We start from the raw sequence: 18,530 nt of genomic DNA, 5'->3' as shown, positions 1-18,530 counted from the left end.
CAAAAACAGCAAGCCGACGAGCTGCTAAAAAGTGAGGAAGGCATTGTCAAACGAAAGAAGCGGTGCTATGACGTAGAACCCGTCTTTGGCAACATTAAACATAACCACGGCTTCCGCAAGTTTATGCTCCGCGGCAAACAAAAGGTCGAAATAGAGTGGGGATTGATCGCACTAGCCCAGAATATCAGGAAAAGGGCGGCCTAGGAGGGCTGTTTACGCGCCTACCTGGCAAATCCAGTAAGCTAGCTTTTAACGGCGGATTTTGAATCTTAATTCTCAGTTACAAAAACCAGAAACGAAAGAGGGTGCCCCATTTTGAAATGAGACACCCTCTTTGTATTTTGATCGGGCAATGTCCGGTTTACGGATTCTGGGTCAGCTTTGCATTGCGATCGATTTCGGCTTGCGGGATGAAGAATATCACGCGAGGGTCGGTGGGCAACACTTTCTGATTTACATTGGTTGTAGGCGTATTGTTCAAAGAATGTGTTCCGGGATAATTTCTTTCCATTGGCAAATTATTACGGAACAGATCATACGAGCGGTGCCCTTCAAATGCCAATTCAAGCATTCGCTCCTCCATGACTACATCCAGGGCCTTTTTTGTTCCCAGATTGGCAACGGTGTAAAGTTTATCACCCGTCAGACCCGCACGCTGGCGGATCAGGTTTACATCTTCAAGCGCCAGGGCCGTTTTTCCCAGTTTCGCATTGGCTTCGGCCCGGATCAGGTGCATTTCTGCAAGCCGCAGATACACCGGTGAGCTCAGGTTGATGACGCCTTCCTGCATGGAGTATTTGTTGACATAATACATCGGCGTTGAGGGCGAAAGCTTGACATTGTACTGCAGAGCCCCATTGATCATATACGGAGACACAAAATTGTTTCTCAGATCGTCGGGATTTTTAGATAGAAAGTCAACATACTTTTTTGAGGCATAAATCTCTGCCCAGCCACTTACACCTTGTCCCTGCGGCGTGCCGGATGCATCGGCGCTAAAATACATGGATCCAATCGCCGAGAATGCCCTATCCTGCACTTTTGTATGGCGAATAGCGAAAATTGTTTCGGGATTACTGGCAGGAGCCGTTTTGAAATAGCTGCTGTACTCTCCGCCCTGAACCAGCTTGTAGCGTCCCGATTTGATGACCAGATCAGCATATTTGATTGCATTATCATTCTCACCTTTGTACAGATATACACGTGAAAGCAGCGCCTGAGCGACTTCTTTTGATGCAAACGAATTTGACTTATTTTCAGACATCAGATCCGCTGCTTTGAGCAGATCCTGAATTACGGAGTCATAAACGTCTTTTACTGAGCTGCGGGCAATTGTGTTGATCTGATCGTCACTTAATCCGTCCAAAAGCAGTGGAACGCCGGGGTTATTGCCATTTTCCTGGGGATACGGCCGTCCGAAAACACGCACCAGATTGAAATGCATCATGGCTCTCAGGTAAAGGTTTTCGCCTTTGAGCTGGCGCAATGTAATGGAGGACTCATCGGGAACGTATGCAATAATCTTGTTGGCTGCCGCAATCACCTTGTAAGCCTGGCCCCAGAAATTAGTGGCGTGACCGGAAGTATTGATATGCGTGTAGCGATATGCCCGCGTAAGATCATCGCCTGATGACTGTCCCTGTGCAACCTCGTCACTGGGGTATTCCATCAAAAAATGCACGCTGCGCACATAAGCTGCATTCAATAGTACAGCATAAGTTCCAATGGTTGCCGTCTCAACATCTCCCGCATTGGTTAGTGCCGATTCTTCGTCAATGGAAGTTGTGGGCTCGTAGTACTTTTCACATGACACCGTACCCAGTGTCAGCGACCCCATTAATAGGAATTTAAATATTGAATATTGTCTCATATACTATTAGAATGAAAAGTTGATCCCGATAAGATATTTTTTGCTGATTGGATATCTTAAACTCGATAGTCCGGAGCTTAAATCAACCTGTGATAAGGAAACTTCCGGATCCGGGCCTGAAAACTTGGTTGCCGTCCATAAATTATCACCGCTTACAAAAACAGAAACCCGCGAAAAGCCGCTTCTGCCTAAAACATTGTCAGGAAGAGAATAACCCACACGAACGTTTCTCAACCGGATGTAACTACCATCTTCCAGGTAACGCGAAGAAGACTGGTTGGAATCTTTATTACCTCCCACAATTGCTTTCGGGTGTGTAGCTACATCACCCGGCTTTTGCCAGCGGCTCCAATCTTTGGCTGGAACCATTTGATTATAGGCTTCATAGAAACCATCATTATCGAAATACACCCGGCTTTCGTTGTATACCCAGTTCCCGTAAACAAAGTTAAAGAATGCAGAAAAGGTAATGTTCTTGTAGGTCAATGTATTGGAAAGACCACCCGTGAACTTGGGAGCAGCTGTTTTTCCTGTAAACTGACGTGAATCGGCCGTTTGCGCCTGGTTGTAAGTGCTCGTTAGTTCTTTGGTAAGATTACCATTAGCATCCTTTACAATTCTCTCCCATTGCGGATCGCCGTTTTCCGGATTTACACCCGCCCAGATCGGCATGTTGTACTCATCCATATTGTGGCCGACAGCGATAGGCTGGCGTGCGCCGGAGTTGAATACCGTGGACCCATCGCTCAGTTCGAGAACCTTGTTGCGGTTGAAGGCCATGTTCAGGTTGGTTTCCCAATTAAAACCATTGCGTTTGATGTTGGTAGATGTCAGACTGAACTCGATACCCTTATTGCGGATAGAACCAGCATTTACCCAAACGTAGCTGTAACCCGTCGTTGCTGCCAGGGGTTTGCGGTATAGCAGCTCGCTGGCCTCCTTAACATAGGCATCAACAACCAGGTCAATGCGATTGAAAAAACTCAGGTCAAATCCGATGTTTGAAGATTTGATCTTTTCCCAGGTAAGGTCCGGGTTTCCTTTTTGCGAAGGAGCAGCGCCGGGAAGTCCCGAGTAAGATGCATCGGCAGAAATGGTATACAATCCCAATGAAGCGAAATTGCTTAGACCGTCTGCATTACCAACCGTTCCATTACTCGCACGAAGTTTTGCAAAAGTCAGGGTTTTGTTATTTTTCAGAAACTCCTCATTACTCAAAATCCAGGATGCTCCTAACTGATAGAAATTGGCCGTAGAGTTGTTTTTCCCAAACAGAGAAGAAAATTCGTTTACAAAGGATCCGATCAGGAAATACTTGTTGTCGTAGTTATAATCGGCTTGTCCCAGAAATTTACGGAAACCCACCTGCTCATTGAGCCCGGTAGGATTGGTCAGGATATCCGTAGCCACAGACATTACGTCACGGCCGGGAGGCAAGCCTTTTCCTGCCGCGCTGGTGCTGCTCGAATAAGTCGTTTCCGCTTCGGCAACGCCCAGAAGCGTAAGTCCATGTTTGCCGAAATCTTCGGAATAGCGAATGCGGTTTGAGGTAAGCAAGCGGTTGGAATAGCTTGTTCCGTTATAGAGCTCACCACCGTTGGCCCCGCCCTGTTTGGTGCGTTTGTCATTATAGCTCGCACTCAGGCCATTACCAAAGTTGATCCGGTTATAAGATGATAATGTGATTTTGTCTGTCAGCTCGTAGTCCAGATCCACATCGGTTGTAACATTCAGGCTTTGGGCCTTAGCATAGTTATACTGAACGGAATGCAGGAAATTTTCCCGCTCGCGTCCCAGCCATCCGGGGTAACTTCTGCCGTCTGTGGGTTGGCCCTCACCATCATATGCTGGGTCGAATGGAAGGTTGTTATAGGCATCGTATAAAGTATTGCTGTTTGCATAGTTATCCTTGTTGAAGACGCCATTGAACAGCACTTTGGCGGCCAATCTTTTCGTCAGCTGCGATTGCAGGTTCGCGCGGAAGTTGTAGCCCGTCTTATCATTTTCGATCTGCGTTCCTTGCTCCTTGTAGTAGTTAGCAGAAATGTAAAAAGTGGTTTTCTCACTTCCGCCCGAGGCAGAGACGGTGTGGTTATTGACAAATCCCGTCCTGAAAGCTTCATCCCACCAGTTTGTGTTGGTTTGCAGCACCGACGCATCCCGCGGGTAAAAAGTGCTTTGGAAATCATACAACTGCTGGGAATTCATCAAGCGGAAATTTCCGGTCGTAGCCTGGGCAAATCCCATGGTGTTGGCAAAACTGATTTGCGTTTTACCTGCTTTCCCCATTTTTGTATTGACAATGATGACGCCATTGGCTGCGCGCGAACCATAGAGTCCCGTTGCTGCAACATCTTTCAAGACAGTAATGTTTTCAACATCGACAGGATTGTAACTGCCGCCAATGTTTCCGTCAACGACGATTAATGGGGATGTTCCCGCAGAAATAGTGCCTGCTCCGCGGATTAATATACGTCCTGCGCTGGTAGGGTCACCCGATGCGCTCGAAACCACAACGCCCGGCGCCTTACCCTGTAGCAGGTTGGGAAGTTCATTGGATGTGACATCTCTCAGTTTTTCGTTATTGATCGTTGTAACAGAACTTGACAGGTATTTCATCTTTTTGGCTGAATATCCAACCACCACAACCTGGTCCAGCTCCTGGATTGAAGAGCTCAGCGAAATGTCAAATACTGTTTTCTGACCTAATTCAGCCTCAACGGGTGCGTAACCGATGTAGCTGAATATTAATGTAGCATTGGCAACCAGATTTTCGGGGATGCTCATCGAAAAATCCCCGTTCATATCGGTAGCAGCACCGACAGCATTGTTGTTTTTAAGGGTAATGGTTACCCCCACAAGGGGCTCTCCCTTTTCATCTTTCACTTTACCCGTTACGGTTCTGTCCAGGCTGCTTATCTGCGAAGTGGGGTAGGCCATCAGCGGCAAAGCGCTGCCTGGATGCGGGGCAAAAAGTGATATCCCGATCATCATTGCAAGGGGATAGCGCATTGACTTTTTTCTGGGTAACCACAAGGATTGTTTGGGTTTGGGCTTAGGTTTTGTCATAGTAGTAAATTTTGTTTACTCGGCAAAGTAATCCAAATTTTACTACCCATCAATACTGTCTATTGAGAAATAGTGCAATTTTTATATATTAAATCTTAGATTTTCCAATAGATCTTTTTGTGTTCAGGTCTCATGCGTTATAATATCTACTGACTAGGTGTTTTCGTTCACGCAAATTATGTGCTCGATAACGCAAGAATCCACGATTTTTAGCCGGTATTGATTAAGCCAAAAAAATTATCAAACGCTGCGACAGGGGAAACTTGGAATAAGCATATGTGCCCAAACCAAGTGAAATGAGATAGCTATTCTGTGAAGGAACGGTATTTACATCACCACCCCATTCTTTGGCAAAATCTTCTCAGGAATTTTTGGTGCCCCGATGAGCTCTAAGAGATTAATCTCGATTGTTCGCGAAAGTGAGGTCATTGGAATGTCGTTTGGCCCGTTCTCGAATGGGTTCTGCATGACGTAGGCAATCCATTCCATATACAGGAAGAGAAACGAGATAATGAATGTGATTGGAATGGCGATCCGGCCGATGCTTTCGACAAGACCCATGGGCAGGATCAATGTAAATATGAAGATAACCAACACGACAAAAAAGCTGTATTGCGTTGGGAAAATGGTGTTCTTTATGCGCTCGCACTTTCCCATAGCATCGCATAAGCGTTGCAGGGTCTGGTCAATATTTTGATAAAGCAGGGTCTCGATCTTGCCATCCTGGTGCAGCTCGGAGAATTTGAACTGTATCAGATTTAAAATTGCGTTGGGAATATTATTCTGGTTGGCTGCGTAATCGTGCTCGGAGGCCGTCAAATGCAGATCAGCATAAACCAAAACCGGCTCCTTACGTAAAGAATTGGCCAGGGCATAGCACCAGGCAATCTGCAAATGGGTGATGTTGGCGACTACTTCGTCTTTTTCGTCTTTGTTGGTTTTAATAAAAGTGATTGACTGCCTGATAAGCGTGCGGCTGTCGTTGACAATCTCGCCCCAAACCTTTCGGCCTTCCCACCAGCGATCATACGCCGAGTTGGTCCTGAAACCCAGCAGCAGCGAAATCGCCGTTCCCAGAATGGTAATGATGGATATGGGAAAAGAGAGAAAATGCCAGTTCTGGTAGCTGAAAAGGTAAAAAACCAGCGTCGCGTAGGCAGTAACGGCCAGCAGACCGTGCCAGATGCCTTTGAGCAGCCGCCAGATTGAAAAGACTTGCTTAACGTACATGATAGAGGAATTGGTATAAAGTAAATCCTTGTGCTAAAAAAGAATGCCCGCACTGGGCAGCCAGCAAGATTTCATAAATAATTGATAAAAAAACAGCTCACAGAAATATTATTTCCGTGAGCTGTTTTCTTAAATGTGCTTGATGCTAAGCTATCTCAGTAGCAGGCGCATCAGGTGGAGTATTGTCGTGTTTCTTCTTGCCCATGGCTATCTTTTCAATGGCAACAAAAAGAACAGGCACCACGAAGATGGCCAGCGAGGTTGCTGCAAGCATCCCCCCGAATACGGTCCAGCCGATGGTTTTTCTTGACTCGGCCGCAGCTCCACTGGCAAATGCAAGCGGAAGTACACCCAGGATAAAGGCAAGAGAGGTCATAATGATGGGGCGCAACCTGAGCCGAACGGCTTCCAGGGTTGCTGCTACAAGCTCCATACCGCCATCGACACGTTCCTTGGCAAATTCAACGATCAAGATCGCGTTCTTTGCCGCAAGCCCAATCAGTGTAATCAGACCGATCTGTGCATAAATGTTATTTGATAAATTCGGCAGGAAAGTAAGTGTCAGAATCGAGCCGAAAGCGCCAATAGGGACGGCGAAAAGCACTGAGAAAGGGATAGACCAGCTTTCATATAATGCTGCCAGAAACAGGAACACAAACACGATCGAAATCGAAAAGATCAATGTCGTGCTATCACCTGCTTTGATCTCCTCGCTACTCATGCCCGAGAATTCGTAGCTATAACCGGCAGGTAGTTTCTGGGCAACTTCACGCAGCGCGTTAATGGCCTGACCGCTACTGTAACCTGGCTTAGGCGTTCCGTTGATTTCGACCGAACGGTAAATGTTATAGTGGGAAATCAAAGCCGGGTTTTCCACCACTTTGGTTGTTACCAGCGAGCCGAGCGGGATCATATTTCCCTCGCGGTTGCGGACATGGAATTGCTTGATCTTATCCAGCGACGAGCGGAAACTGCTGTCGGCCTGCACCATTACCCGGAAATTACGTCCGTAAAGGTTGAAATCGTTTACATAACTACTTCCCAGCAGCGTCGAAAGCGAGCTGAAAACGTCATTGACCTGAACACCCAATTTCTTGGTTTTATCACGGTCTACGTCAATCTGGTAACTCGGCGTTCTTGCATTAAAGAAAGTAAAGGCCATGGCAATCTCGGGACGTTTATTAACCTCTCCAAGGAAATTACGCATCACGCCCTCAAACTGCTGAATGTTATCCGTGCTGGTGGACTGCTGCAGCTGGAATGTGAACCCTGATGTTGCACCCAGACCAGGAATTGCAGGCGGCGCAATGGCCAGAACGCGTGCTTCCTTAATATCGGCGGTACCACTTTGAATGCGTTTAATAACGGCCTGCACGTGATGCTCGGCGCCTTTACGACTAGCCCACGGCTGCAAGCTAATGAACAGCGTACCCACATTGGACTTGTTTGAAAAGCTCAAAACGTTAAGTCCTGCCAAACCACCCGCTACACGGACTTCGGGGATTGCAGAAACGCGCTTCATGATCTCTTTGAGCATGGCAATGTTACGTGTCGTTGAAGTGGCTTCCTGCATTTCGTAGGTTACAAAAAGACGCCCTTCATCTTCAACAGGGATAAAACCGGATGGTTTGTTTTTGAAAAGGAAAAACAGACCAACAAACAGGCAGACCATCATCACAAGAACCAGCGGAGTTGCCTTGATCCATTTGGCCACGCCATTGGTATAACCATTTGAAACTTTATCAAACCAGCGGTTAAAGCGGTCAAAGAATCTTTCCAGCCAATTCTTTTTATCATTTTCCCCCTTGGAAGGTTTCAGCATGATAGCGCACAATGCTGGTGTTAATGAAAGAGCAACAAAAGCCGAAAGCAAAACAGATACGGCAATGGTGATAGCAAACTGCTGATAAAGCCTGCCCACAATTCCGGGCACAAAGCTCACCGGAACAAAAACGGCAGCCAAGATAAGGGCAATAGCAATTACAGGTCCTGAAATATCCTTCATCGCCTGAACGGTTGCATCCTTGGGTGACATTTTCTTTTCATCAATATAATGCTGGACGGCCTCGACAACCACAATGGCATCATCGACAACTATACCAATGGCCAGTACGAATGCAAATAGCGTCAGCGTGTTGATGGTAAAGCCAAACGGAATAAAGAAGATCAATGTACCAATCAGCGAAACGGGAATTGCAAGGATAGGGATCAGCGTTGCACGCCAGTTTTGAAGAAACAAAAACACAACGATAACAACCAGGATCATCGCTTCGGCAAATGTTTTCAAAACCTCCTCAATCGAAACTTTAACTACGGTCGCCGTTTCATTAGGAATCACATAGTCAATGTCCTTGGGAAATGTTTTTTTCATGTCCGCAAGCTTGTTCATCACACCTTCATAGGTGGCAAGCGCGTTGGCGCCTGGCGCCTGATAGATCAAAACGAAGGCTGCTGGTTTTCCGGCAACAAATGCATTGGCACCGTAATCGAATTTACCCAGCTCAACGCGGGCTACATCACGCAAGTAAACAACACTTCCTTCCTGAGGCGAGCTTCTTACGATAATGTCTTCGAACTGCGCCTTGGTGTTCAAGCGGCTATTGGTCAATACATTATATTCAAATGTCTGCGTATTAGGCTGCGGGTTACCTCCAACGGTTCCGGCTGCAACTTGAAGGTTTTGCTCGGCAAGCGCCGCTGAAATATCCGAAGGGGTCATGCGCAGGTTGGCCAGCTTTTCCGGGTTCAGCCAGATCCGCATACCAAAATCATCTGCTCTGGAAATAATATCTCCAACCCCTTTTACGCGCTGTAATGCGTCTTTAAGATAAATGTTGGCATAGTTACCAATGAACTGGGCATCATGGGTGCCATTGGGCGAGTACAATGCCAAAACGATCATGATACTTGGCTGGCGTTTTCTTACAGTCAAACCAAGACGTTTAACGGCATCGGGTAGGGTAGGCTCTGCCACACTCACCCTGTTCTGAACGTCCAGGGCGGCAATGTCGACATTGGTTCCAACATCAAAAACAACGTTAATGCTGCTTTGACCACTGCTGGTTGAGTTACTGGACATGTAAGTCATGCCCGGCGTACCGTTGATCTGGGTTTCAATAGGCGTCGTTGTGGTCTGCTCTACGGTCTGGGCGTCGGCGCCGGTAAAGTTACCGCTTACTGTTACGGTAGGCGGCGTTACATCCGGATACTGCGCAACAGGCAGTATAGTCAGTGCAATAAGACCCACCAGCACCAGCACGATGGACGTAACTATCGCTGTAACGGGCCTTTTTATAAAAATATCTGCAATCATTTTTACTGGATTATAATATTTAGTAAAAGAGCGAAGGATTATTTTCCCTCTTTAATAACTGCGCCTTCTCTCAGGTTCTGAACGCCTTCGACGGCAATCTTTTCTCCTTCTTTCAGCCCTTCTTTAATGATTACGTTGGCTCCCAGGGATGTTCCCAGCACAATCCGGCGCTGACTTACTTTGCTGCTGTCACCAGCCACATACACAAAGAATTCACCCAGCTGCTCAGTAACTGCCTTATAGGGGATTACCACAGATTTGGTAGCAGCGTTATTAAGCACGCGCACAGTTCCGCTCATGCCCGAGCGCAGCCGGTTGTCTTTGTTTGGAAAAACCAGCCTGGTTTTAATAGTCCCTGTTTGCGGGTCAACAGCGCGATCGATCAAGGCGATTTTGCCTGTCGCAGGAAAAATATCGTTTCCAAATTTCAAAGTGAATGTGGAATCAGCCGCCTTTGCGTTTTTCATCAATGTCGAAAACCGGTAGATTTCTCTTTGGTCCACATTGAAATCAACGGCCAACTGGGTGTCGGTTGAAACAGTGTTCAGAACGGTCTGGCCAGCCGTTACAGCCGCGCCCACTTTCACCATCGAGATGCCAATCACACCATCAAATGGAGCAGTCACTTTGGTATAGTTTACACTCGTTTGAACCGCCTGAATGTTTGCCTTGGCCGCCTCAGCTTGTCTTTTGGCTACTTCCAGGGCTGCATCTGCGTTATCAACAAGCTGTTTGGCTACAGCATCATTTTTTTCAAGCTCATGGTAGCGGTCAGCATCCTTCTGAGCGCGGGCCAGATTGGCTTGCTGAACATTAAGGTTAGCAACAGCCTGATCATAATTGGCATTATAAAGCTGCGCATCGATAGAATAAAGCAGCTGACCCTTTCTTACGCGGGAGCCGTCCTTAAAATGAATGCCCGTGATAAAGCCTGTAACCTGCGGCCGCAGCTCTATTTCGTTCAGCGCGGTTACCGTGCCTGGATATTCGTCGTAATAAGTTGCATCCGCGGTCGTCACAGCTACAAGTGAGACCGGCACGGCCGGGGGAGCTGCTGCTTGCTGCTGCTGCTCTTTTTTATCTCCGCAAGAGCTCAGAATGCCCAGAAACAGTGCTGCTGAAAAGTATGGTAATTTATTTGAGAACATAATAGGGGTATTTTTCGATTTAATAGTTCATTTGCCCAAGGGCTTTTTGCACATCGATCTTACTGGCCAGAGTCTGGTAGAGCGCATTGTAATAACTGATGCGTGCCAATCGCAGGTCCGTCTCCGAGGTTACTACTTCCAGATAGGTTTTAATGCCTGATTTATATTGGAGCTGGATCACATCGTATACTTCGCGCGCGAGATCCATATTGTCTTTCTGGGCAAGCAGATTCGTCAGATTGCCTTTGTAATTACCCAGCGCCTGCGAGTATTCAGCACTCACATTCATTTGAAGGCCTTTTATGTCCCAATCAAGTCTTTTGATCTGCCATTCTGCGGCTTTGGTGTTGGCCTTTCTTTTGCCGCCCTGGTAAAGGGGCAATGACAGCGTCAGCAGTCCGAATGAATTGGGGTAATTCTTGTTGTAAAGATCGGTAAACTGGTTATTCTGAAAGTTCAAATTGTAAGCCCCGTTGAGCGAAATGTTAGGCAGATAGCTCCATTTGTTATATTGAAGGTTAGCTTCCAAAAGCTTCTTCTGCGTGCTCAGCAGCTGAAATTCTATCCGTGAATTCAGATCCAGAGTTTGCAGCGTATCCAGCGATATCTCCCGTTCCATCTGCAATGTATCATAGGCGATCGCTAGTTGCTTGTCGGATGGGTAACCCATTAAGGATTTCAGATAATCGAGCTTGGCTTTCAAAAGCTCCTCATTGCTTTTCTTGCTGGCTTTGGTATTATTAAGCGAAATGGTAGCACGCTTAAAATCGATTTTATCAGCAATTCCTGACTTGTATTGATTTTCTGCATCCTTTAAGCTTCTTTCCAGGCGCTGAATGTCTTCCTGAGCTACATCAATCTGCTGGGTCGTTGCCAGCACATCATAAAATGCTTTGGAAACATTCACAGCAATGTCAGTCTTATTAAAGGAAGTGTTCTGGCTGGCCTGTAAGAGCACGTCTCTTTTAGTCTGGTTTGCCAAAAGCACATCGCGGTTGAAGATCTGCTGCGATAATGTGAACTGCGCTGCTGAAATGTTGCTGACACCAAGCTTTACGGGATTACCGGCAATAATGCTGGTCTGCACGATAAAGTTGTGTTGCAGGTTATAATTGAAATTGATCTGCGGATACCAGTCGGCAAGCCTGCTGCGGATCTGATTTTCGGTAATCCGCTCATCGATCAGCGATTGCTGAACAATGGGCTGGTTTTTAATGGCGTAGTCAACAACCGCCTGCAAAGTTGCCTGCTCCAATAAGGGCGCCTCTTTGGAACTTTCCTGAATGGCCTGAGAAAATATCGGGCAAAAAGAAGTGAGTGAAAGCAGTGCCGAGCTAAGCGCCAAACGCATTGTTTTTTGTGGCTTAGACCAATACTTCATGTAGATTTTTATTTTATGAAACAGATAGATATTGACGCTTTGGTAGCGCCGAGGTAAAGAACGGGACCCGGTCGCCAGCTGTCGGTAGAAATAAAATCTAAGCTTGACTGGAAAATTACTGGGTGGGTTAAGGGATACATAAACGGTTCAGGATGAAAAAATTTTGTATACAAACGGTGACATAATAGCCGTGAAAGCAGTTCGCCATGGTTCTTGGATTGTACTTATTAAGGATTTAAAACCCGGAATAGTTTCAGGGTAACCGGTAAAAATTTAGACTGCCAAGCAATCTTCTTCTAATAATCAAAATTTTAAAAGAAATTGTGCACAAACCTTGCGCGCTCCCAGAATGTGCTAAGGATTGCAATATTCAGGGGAGCTTGCTGCGCGCGCCAGGCAGTTACTTACAACGCATTCACCTCTTGGGCGGGTTGGGGCCAGATCTTTTCAAGGATCAGGGCAAAGAATATAACAAGGGCGCAGCCGATCAGGTTAAGCCATAGAAAGGCAGTCAGATCCAGCCAGTAGCTGAGAACCACAAATATTTCACCCAGTATACTGGCAAAAAACACAGCCCTGCTTCCTATTTTGGGGAAATAGAAAGCAACCAGGAATATGCCCAGGATCACGCCATAAAACAATGAACCCAGAATGTTAACGGCCTCGATCATACTGCCCAGCCGGGAGGCATACTGCGCTACGCCAATGCAGAAGATGCCCCAGAAGAATGTTGCCCAGCGGGAGGCTGCCACATAATTGCGCGAATCATCGTCTTTATGCACCATCCGTTTGTAAATATCCACAATGCTGCAAGAAGCCAGCGAGTTGTAGGCGGATGCTACCGAGCCCATTGAGGCAAGCAGGATCACCGCAATCAGTAAACCGACCATTCCTACGGGCAGGTAATCGATCACAAACCGCAGAAAAATATAGTTTACATCATTGATTTCCGCTCCATTGGCCTTGGAAAGCACAGCTCCGGCCTGTTTGCGCACATCCTGAACCTGGGTTTCAATTTTTGCCAATGCAGTGCCGGACTGTTCAATGGCGGGCTCATCATCTTTTTTCAGCGCGCGCGTCAGCTCCATCACATGCGGGCGCTTAGCGGCTTGGATGGCATCGTGGCGGGTTTCGAGCTTTTGGTACTCGGCGGCATACTGCGTTTTTCTGACCTGCTCCACGGCCGTTTCGTTAAAGAACAGCGGCGGATTTGTAAACTGATAAAATGCAAAAACCAAAACGCCCACCAGCAGGATCATAAACTGCATAGGAATCTTTAAAAGACCATTCATGGCCAGCCCCAGCTTGCTTTGTCCCTGAGAGCTTCCCGTCAAAAACCGCCCGACCTGCGACTGGTCCGTTCCAAAATAGGAGAGTTGCAGAAAGAAACCACCGATCAGCCCGGACCAAACATTATAACGGTTGTTTAAATCAAAAGTAAAATCAATCAGATTAATCTTGCCCATCTTACCGGCCACGTGCAGCGCATCACCAAAGGAGACATCATCAGGCAAAAAACGAACAACCATTACGCCGGCAATCACCATTCCAACCGTGATAATGCCCATCTGCTGCAAGTGCGTGTGAGAAACCGCGCGGCTGCCGCCTGCAATGGTATAGAGCATGACAATGCCCCCGGAGATAATATTGGTCCACATGATGTCCCAGCCCAGGATAGCAGAAAGAATCAGCGAAGGCGCATAGATGGAAAGCCCTGTGGAAAGTCCGCGCTGCAAAAGAAAAAGAAACGAAGTAAGCGCGCGCGTTCGAAGGTCAAAGCGCCTTTCCAGGAACTCGTAGGCCGTAAATATTTTAAGCTGGCCAAATTTGGGAACAAATGTGATGCAAAGTACCACCATAGCAAGCGGCAACCCAAAATAGAACTGCACAAACCGCATGCCGTCCGTATAAGCCTGACCCGGAGCAGATAAAAACGTGATAGCACTGGCCTGCGTGGCCATCAATGACAGCGTTACGTGATACCAGGGCATGGACTGCCCGGCCAATAAAAACGAGTCCATCGTATGCTTCTCGCGGCTGCGATAAATCCCGTAGGCAACAACAAATATCAGTGTGAGTGAGAGTACAATCCAGTCCAGCGAGCTCATTGAAAGTGTTTCATAAATAAATAGAAGAGGACAATCAGCAGAATGAGCGTGCCAATAAGCAGCTGATAAAGCTGTTTCCAGCTTTTGACAAATGGGGGTAAGCCGTCGCGGTCAACCAGTTTTTTGCTATCCCCGTCCTGCGGGCTATTTTCGTTTACATTCATCAAGAGCGGGTTCGGGGATTAAGGCTGCTGGCAGCCAGGCATTGTGTTATGGGGCAGCGTGCCACCGGGTAACGTACCACCGGCAGCGTGCCGCGGTAAAAATAGAACGGTTTTTACATTGTTTTAGCATGTGGGGTGAAAATTGGGATGAACGGGTGGGCTGGCAGTACGCAATTTATAGTTGCCGGCTATTATCTTTACCGCTCCATTATTTAGGAACTTATACCATCAAACTGTTAAACCTCAACATTAACCGCTTCTATATTGATGTGTACTCTCCGATTTCTACACTTGATTGTCGTTATATTGGTGGCAACACTGCCTGGCTTAACACACGGCATGCCTCCGGTAAGAGTAGTTTTTCAAGATCAAACGACGCAAGGCGACACCAACGAAATAACTTCCGGAGGAAAGGCCTGGGTAGAGTTTGCCGGTTACGGTTCAACTTCTTCCAAGACGCCTTTTTGGTTTCATGCAAATCAATGGGGCATAGTGCCGAACTCAGGTCAGATACTCAGCATACGTGCCGGAGTGGAAGCCAGGAAATTTTTATCAAAAGATCCTCAGTCCAAATCTAATTGGTCTGTAGTATATGGAGCGGAGTTTGTGGCTAACGGCGCAGCGCACAGTAAATTCCTAATTCCCCAAACGTATGCAGGCCTTGCATTCAAAAGCTTTCAGCTTACTGTCGGAAGGCGCAAACAATATGTTGGATTCAACGATAATGAACTTGGAACGGGTTCTTATATGTGGTCGGGCAACGCGCTTCCTGTTCCGCGTATACAACTGGGTTTTGAAAATTATGTTCCTTTAATCGAGAATTTTATCTATTTCAAAGGCTTTTATTCTGATGGTTTGTTAGACGGCAAAAGGCCGGTGACAAGCGAATTAAAGCTGCATAATAAAGGATTGTTCGTTCGCTTAGGAAAGCCAACCGGAACGGTGCAGCTGCACGGAGGTTTCAATCATGCAGTGCAGTGGGGCGGTAAATCACCCTATTTTACAGAGAATGGCCAAATGCCCAACGGTCTTGATAAATACTGGTATGTGATTACCGGATTCAAGCCGAAAAAGGGCACAGATGGAATTTCATCATTCGACGCGGAAAACAGAATTGGTAACCATGTAGCGAGCCTTGACTTCGGTTTAGAGCTGAATTTAAAATCCGTCAACATACTTTTCTATCGCCAAAACCTGATTGAAGACGGATCGCTTTTTTATCTAAATAATGTCAAGGATGGATTAAATGGCGTGACGTTTACCATGAAAAACCAAGAAGCTAGAAATTTCACATTGGATAAACTGACATTCGAATTATTGTATACCAAGAGTCAGGGTGGGAGTGAAGCAGTTGATGGCAATGCTATCCGGGGGAAAGACGATTACTTCAACAATGCCCAAGTAAGGGACGGATGGTCCTATTATGGAAGGGGATTGGGGACACCTTTTATTACCCCACAGTCAGAAAATGATTGGCCGAGATACGCTGATTTTTTTACTAACAATAACCGGGTTTGGGTTGTGCACACAGGAATGAAAGGCAAGCTAGGTGGTGCTATCTGGACTACTAAATTGTCACTTTCAAGTAATCAGGGAACTTACGATGTTCCATTACCAAGCAAATTGCTCCAATTTTCCGGAGTTGTCGGTCTTGAAAAGCAGGTAGAATGGCTAGGTGGCTCAGTTATTAAAGGTGCAGTTTCGGCTGATTCAGGCGAGTTTTTTGACGATTCTTTCGGACTGATGCTCTCAATCCGAAAGAATCTGTCATTTTAATTATTGCTGCTCTGCTGCAAGCCGCTGCAAACATTCTGCAAGGCTGTCTCTCCAATAAGGAATTTGAATAGAGAATGTCGTCTTGATTTTAGATTTATCCATTACTGAATAAGCGGGGCGAACCGCTTTGGTAACGTATTCCGAAGTTTTGACTGGATTTAAGTTGACCGAGGTTCCGCTGATGTCAAAAACAGCTTTGGCAAAGTCGTACCATGAAGTCACGCCCTCGTTGCTATAATGGTAAATACCGTATTCCTTGCTTCCAGATTCAATGATATCCAAAATTGCCCCCGCGAGGTCAATAGCATAAGTAGGAGAGCCCACCTGATCTACTATGACGCCCAGCTGATCACGTTCCTTGCCTAGACGCAGCATTGTTTTTACAAAGTTGTTGCCATATTCAGAGTAAAGCCAGCTTGTTCGGAGCGTAAAGTGTTCAGGTAAAATTTCGGCAATGGCTGCTTCGCCCTCCAATTTGGTTAAGCCATAGATATTTTCAGGCTCAGCAGGATCTGTTTCTGTCAATAATCCGGTTACATCGCCTTTAAAGACAAAATCAGTAGAGATATGAACCAATGCCGCATTATGGTTTGCGCACGCCTTGGCGATATAGGCAGCTCCGTCTCGGTTTACTTTTCGACAGATATCCTGCTCATCTTCGGCTTTATCAACCGCAGTATAGGCTGCGCAGTTGATAACGAATGATGGTCTTTCTGCTGCAAATAATTTATCAAGAAGCGTTTCATCCAGAATGTTACCATCCTGCTCGGATGGAAATGATATATCTGTAATATTTCTTTCAGCCGCAACTTTTTTCAGGCAGCTACCCAATTGGCCCGAAGCGCCGAGGACTACTATTCTCATGTTTCGTGGTTCGTTTAATCAGTAAAGATAAAAACACTCTTATTACTATGACATTAAGAAGCCTGGCGAATTGCTCTGCCAGGCCTCTTAACATTTAATTTTTTAGGTAAAATCACTGCCCTCTACCCAAGACCATAACCTGTACAGTTCTGAATATCAATCTTACATCATCAAAAACACTGTAAGATTTCAGGTATTGCAGATCATATTTCAAGCGCTCAACGTTCTTGGCTACCGTATCTGCATAACCCACATTGATCTGCCCAATTGACGTGATACCCGGTTTTACAGTTAAAAGACGCTGAAACTCGTGTGGAGCAGCCTCCATCAACATATCTACATCGTATTTATATAAAGGCCGAGGCCCCACTACGGACATTTCACCTTTCAATACATTGATAAACTGCGGCAGCTCGTCAAGCCTCGACTTTCTCAAAATCCTTCCAATTGGTGTAATTCGCGGATCGTTATCACCTTGCGAGTGCTGCAAACCCATCGTATGCGCATCTACCCGCATACTACGGAATTTGTAAATGTAGAACATCTCACCCCATCTTCCGGAGCGTTGTTGCTTAAAGAAAACTGGCCCAGGAGAAGTAATTTTAATGGCCGCCCAAACCAAGAAGAATATGGGAGCACCCAAAATCATTACGATTGCAGAGAAAACAAGGTCAAAGCTGCGTTTTAATGTTTGCTCGTTAAAGCTTGAAAATGGTTTAGTATTAACCTGTATGATTGGATACATGTCATGGTACTCGATAGTAGCCATGTTAGTCATAAAGCCACGGAAGTCAGGAACAAGGCGAATTTGTGTTTTGAGGCGCTCACCAAGCTTAATCACGTCACGAACCTGGTCGTCGCTCATTTCAGAAAGACAGCAATAGAGATAGTCAAGCTGGTTCTGCTTTACGATGGTTTCCAGATTGCCAATATGGTTTTGCTCACTATCCAGTTCGAACATGCCATAGTAGCGGTAGCCAAGTTCTTTCCTTTCGCCATAAAACTCGCGAATCAAAGAAGCAAGATCCCCCTTACCAACTATTGCGTAACGATTATAGTTGTATCCAGCCTTGCGATAGAGTTTAAGGAACAAAACAGCGCCAGCTCTGGAAGCTGTTGACAGCGTCACGAAAAGCGCGTATGTAGCTAAAAATTGATATCTGGAGTATTCCTCACCTTGCTTTGTTAGGTACAAGAAAGCCATCATAACGGCGCCATGGACAACAACTGCTTTGAGGAAATTTGTAAGCTGTGTATTGAAATGGTAAGAGAGGCGGGTGAAGAGGTAGGTTTTAAGAATGTGTATTGTGAAAATCCAAACTAAGTTGGCGACCAACAAGAGATTGACATAATTAGGAGCCAAAACATCAGAATCAGCCTGAAAGCGAAGCAAATATGCAATGAGAAACGAAAAATTCAGCAAGACCACATCGGTCCATAAATGGGCTTTTGGCAGAAGCCCGGGGTAGTGATTTTTCATAAGCAAGGTTCGTTGAGTATAATAACTTCGGACTGTCGTCGACGAATTTAGATTTGCACCGACTACCTGTTACCACAAGTATACGACACTTCTATAAATATTTCAAATTATGTAAACATTAATTATC

12 protein-coding genes are annotated in these 18,530 nt (G+C 46.1%); 2 read left to right on the top strand and 10 right to left on the bottom strand.

What is annotated here, in order from left to right:
* The coding region (locus G395_RS0125205) for a transposase (protein ID WP_026632581.1) at positions 1-204 on the top strand (204 nt) is incomplete at its 5' end.
* A 157-nt stretch (positions 205-361) separates the two neighbouring features.
* Here the strand turns inward: G395_RS0125205 and G395_RS0125200 are convergent.
* The 8 genes from G395_RS0125200 to G395_RS32465 all read right to left on the bottom strand — a co-directional run bounded on the left by G395_RS0125200 (position 362) and on the right by G395_RS32465 (position 14,283).
* Entirely contained in the window at positions 362-1,837 is a 1,476-nt protein-coding gene (locus tag G395_RS0125200; RefSeq protein ID WP_051350399.1) for a RagB/SusD family nutrient uptake outer membrane protein, read from the bottom strand.
* A gap of 39 nt (positions 1,838-1,876) precedes the next feature.
* The gene (locus tag G395_RS0125195) at positions 1,877-4,882 is read right to left on the bottom strand and encodes a SusC/RagA family TonB-linked outer membrane protein (protein ID WP_026632579.1); all 3,006 of its coding nucleotides are present in this window, start codon (positions 4,880-4,882) and stop codon (positions 1,877-1,879) included.
* A 384-nt stretch (positions 4,883-5,266) separates the two neighbouring features.
* Entirely contained in the window at positions 5,267-6,169 is a 903-nt protein-coding gene (locus G395_RS0125190) for a bestrophin family protein (protein ID WP_026632578.1), read from the bottom strand.
* 145 nt (positions 6,170-6,314) lie between these two features.
* Positions 6,315-9,482, bottom strand: coding sequence for an efflux RND transporter permease subunit (locus tag G395_RS0125185; RefSeq protein WP_026632577.1), 3,168 nt, complete (start codon positions 9,480-9,482; stop codon positions 6,315-6,317).
* 38 nt (positions 9,483-9,520) lie between these two features.
* Positions 9,521-10,630, bottom strand: coding sequence for an efflux RND transporter periplasmic adaptor subunit (locus tag G395_RS0125180; protein ID WP_026632576.1), 1,110 nt, complete (start codon positions 10,628-10,630; stop codon positions 9,521-9,523).
* A gap of 19 nt (positions 10,631-10,649) precedes the next feature.
* Positions 10,650-12,011 carry a TolC family protein gene (locus G395_RS0125175; protein ID WP_026632575.1) on the bottom strand — a complete coding sequence of 454 codons (1,362 nt, stop codon included), beginning with the start codon at positions 12,009-12,011 and terminating at the stop codon, positions 10,650-10,652.
* Between the two features lie 404 nt (positions 12,012-12,415).
* Positions 12,416-14,119, bottom strand: a complete 1,704-nt coding sequence (locus G395_RS0125170; protein ID WP_026632574.1) for a sodium:solute symporter family protein — start codon at positions 14,117-14,119, stop codon at positions 12,416-12,418.
* Complete coding sequence (locus G395_RS32465) at positions 14,116-14,283, bottom strand: hypothetical protein (RefSeq protein WP_169720083.1); 168 nt, start codon at positions 14,281-14,283, stop codon at positions 14,116-14,118. Before G395_RS32465 ends, G395_RS0125170 begins: the two co-directional genes overlap by 4 nt.
* A gap of 339 nt (positions 14,284-14,622) precedes the next feature.
* Between G395_RS32465 and G395_RS30415 the strand changes: the two genes are divergently transcribed.
* On the top strand, positions 14,623-16,059 hold the full coding sequence (locus G395_RS30415; protein ID WP_169720082.1) for a capsule assembly Wzi family protein: 1,437 nt from the start codon (positions 14,623-14,625) through the stop codon (positions 16,057-16,059).
* On the opposite strand, the gene rfbD is transcribed toward G395_RS30415, so the two are convergent.
* Together rfbD and G395_RS0125150 are read right to left on the bottom strand one after the other, a co-directional pair.
* Positions 16,060-16,923 carry a dTDP-4-dehydrorhamnose reductase gene (gene rfbD, locus G395_RS0125155; RefSeq protein ID WP_026632573.1) on the bottom strand — a complete coding sequence of 288 codons (864 nt, stop codon included), beginning with the start codon at positions 16,921-16,923 and terminating at the stop codon, positions 16,060-16,062.
* A gap of 112 nt (positions 16,924-17,035) precedes the next feature.
* Positions 17,036-18,403, bottom strand: a complete 1,368-nt coding sequence (locus G395_RS0125150; RefSeq protein ID WP_026632572.1) for a sugar transferase — start codon at positions 18,401-18,403, stop codon at positions 17,036-17,038.
* Positions 18,404-18,530 lie beyond the last annotated feature (127 nt).

Origin of the sequence: Dyadobacter alkalitolerans DSM 23607, assembly GCF_000428845.1 — a bacterium.
GTDB classification, from domain to species: domain Bacteria; phylum Bacteroidota; class Bacteroidia; order Cytophagales; family Spirosomataceae; genus Dyadobacter; species Dyadobacter alkalitolerans.
This window is presented reverse-complemented; position numbering and strand designations above follow the sequence as displayed.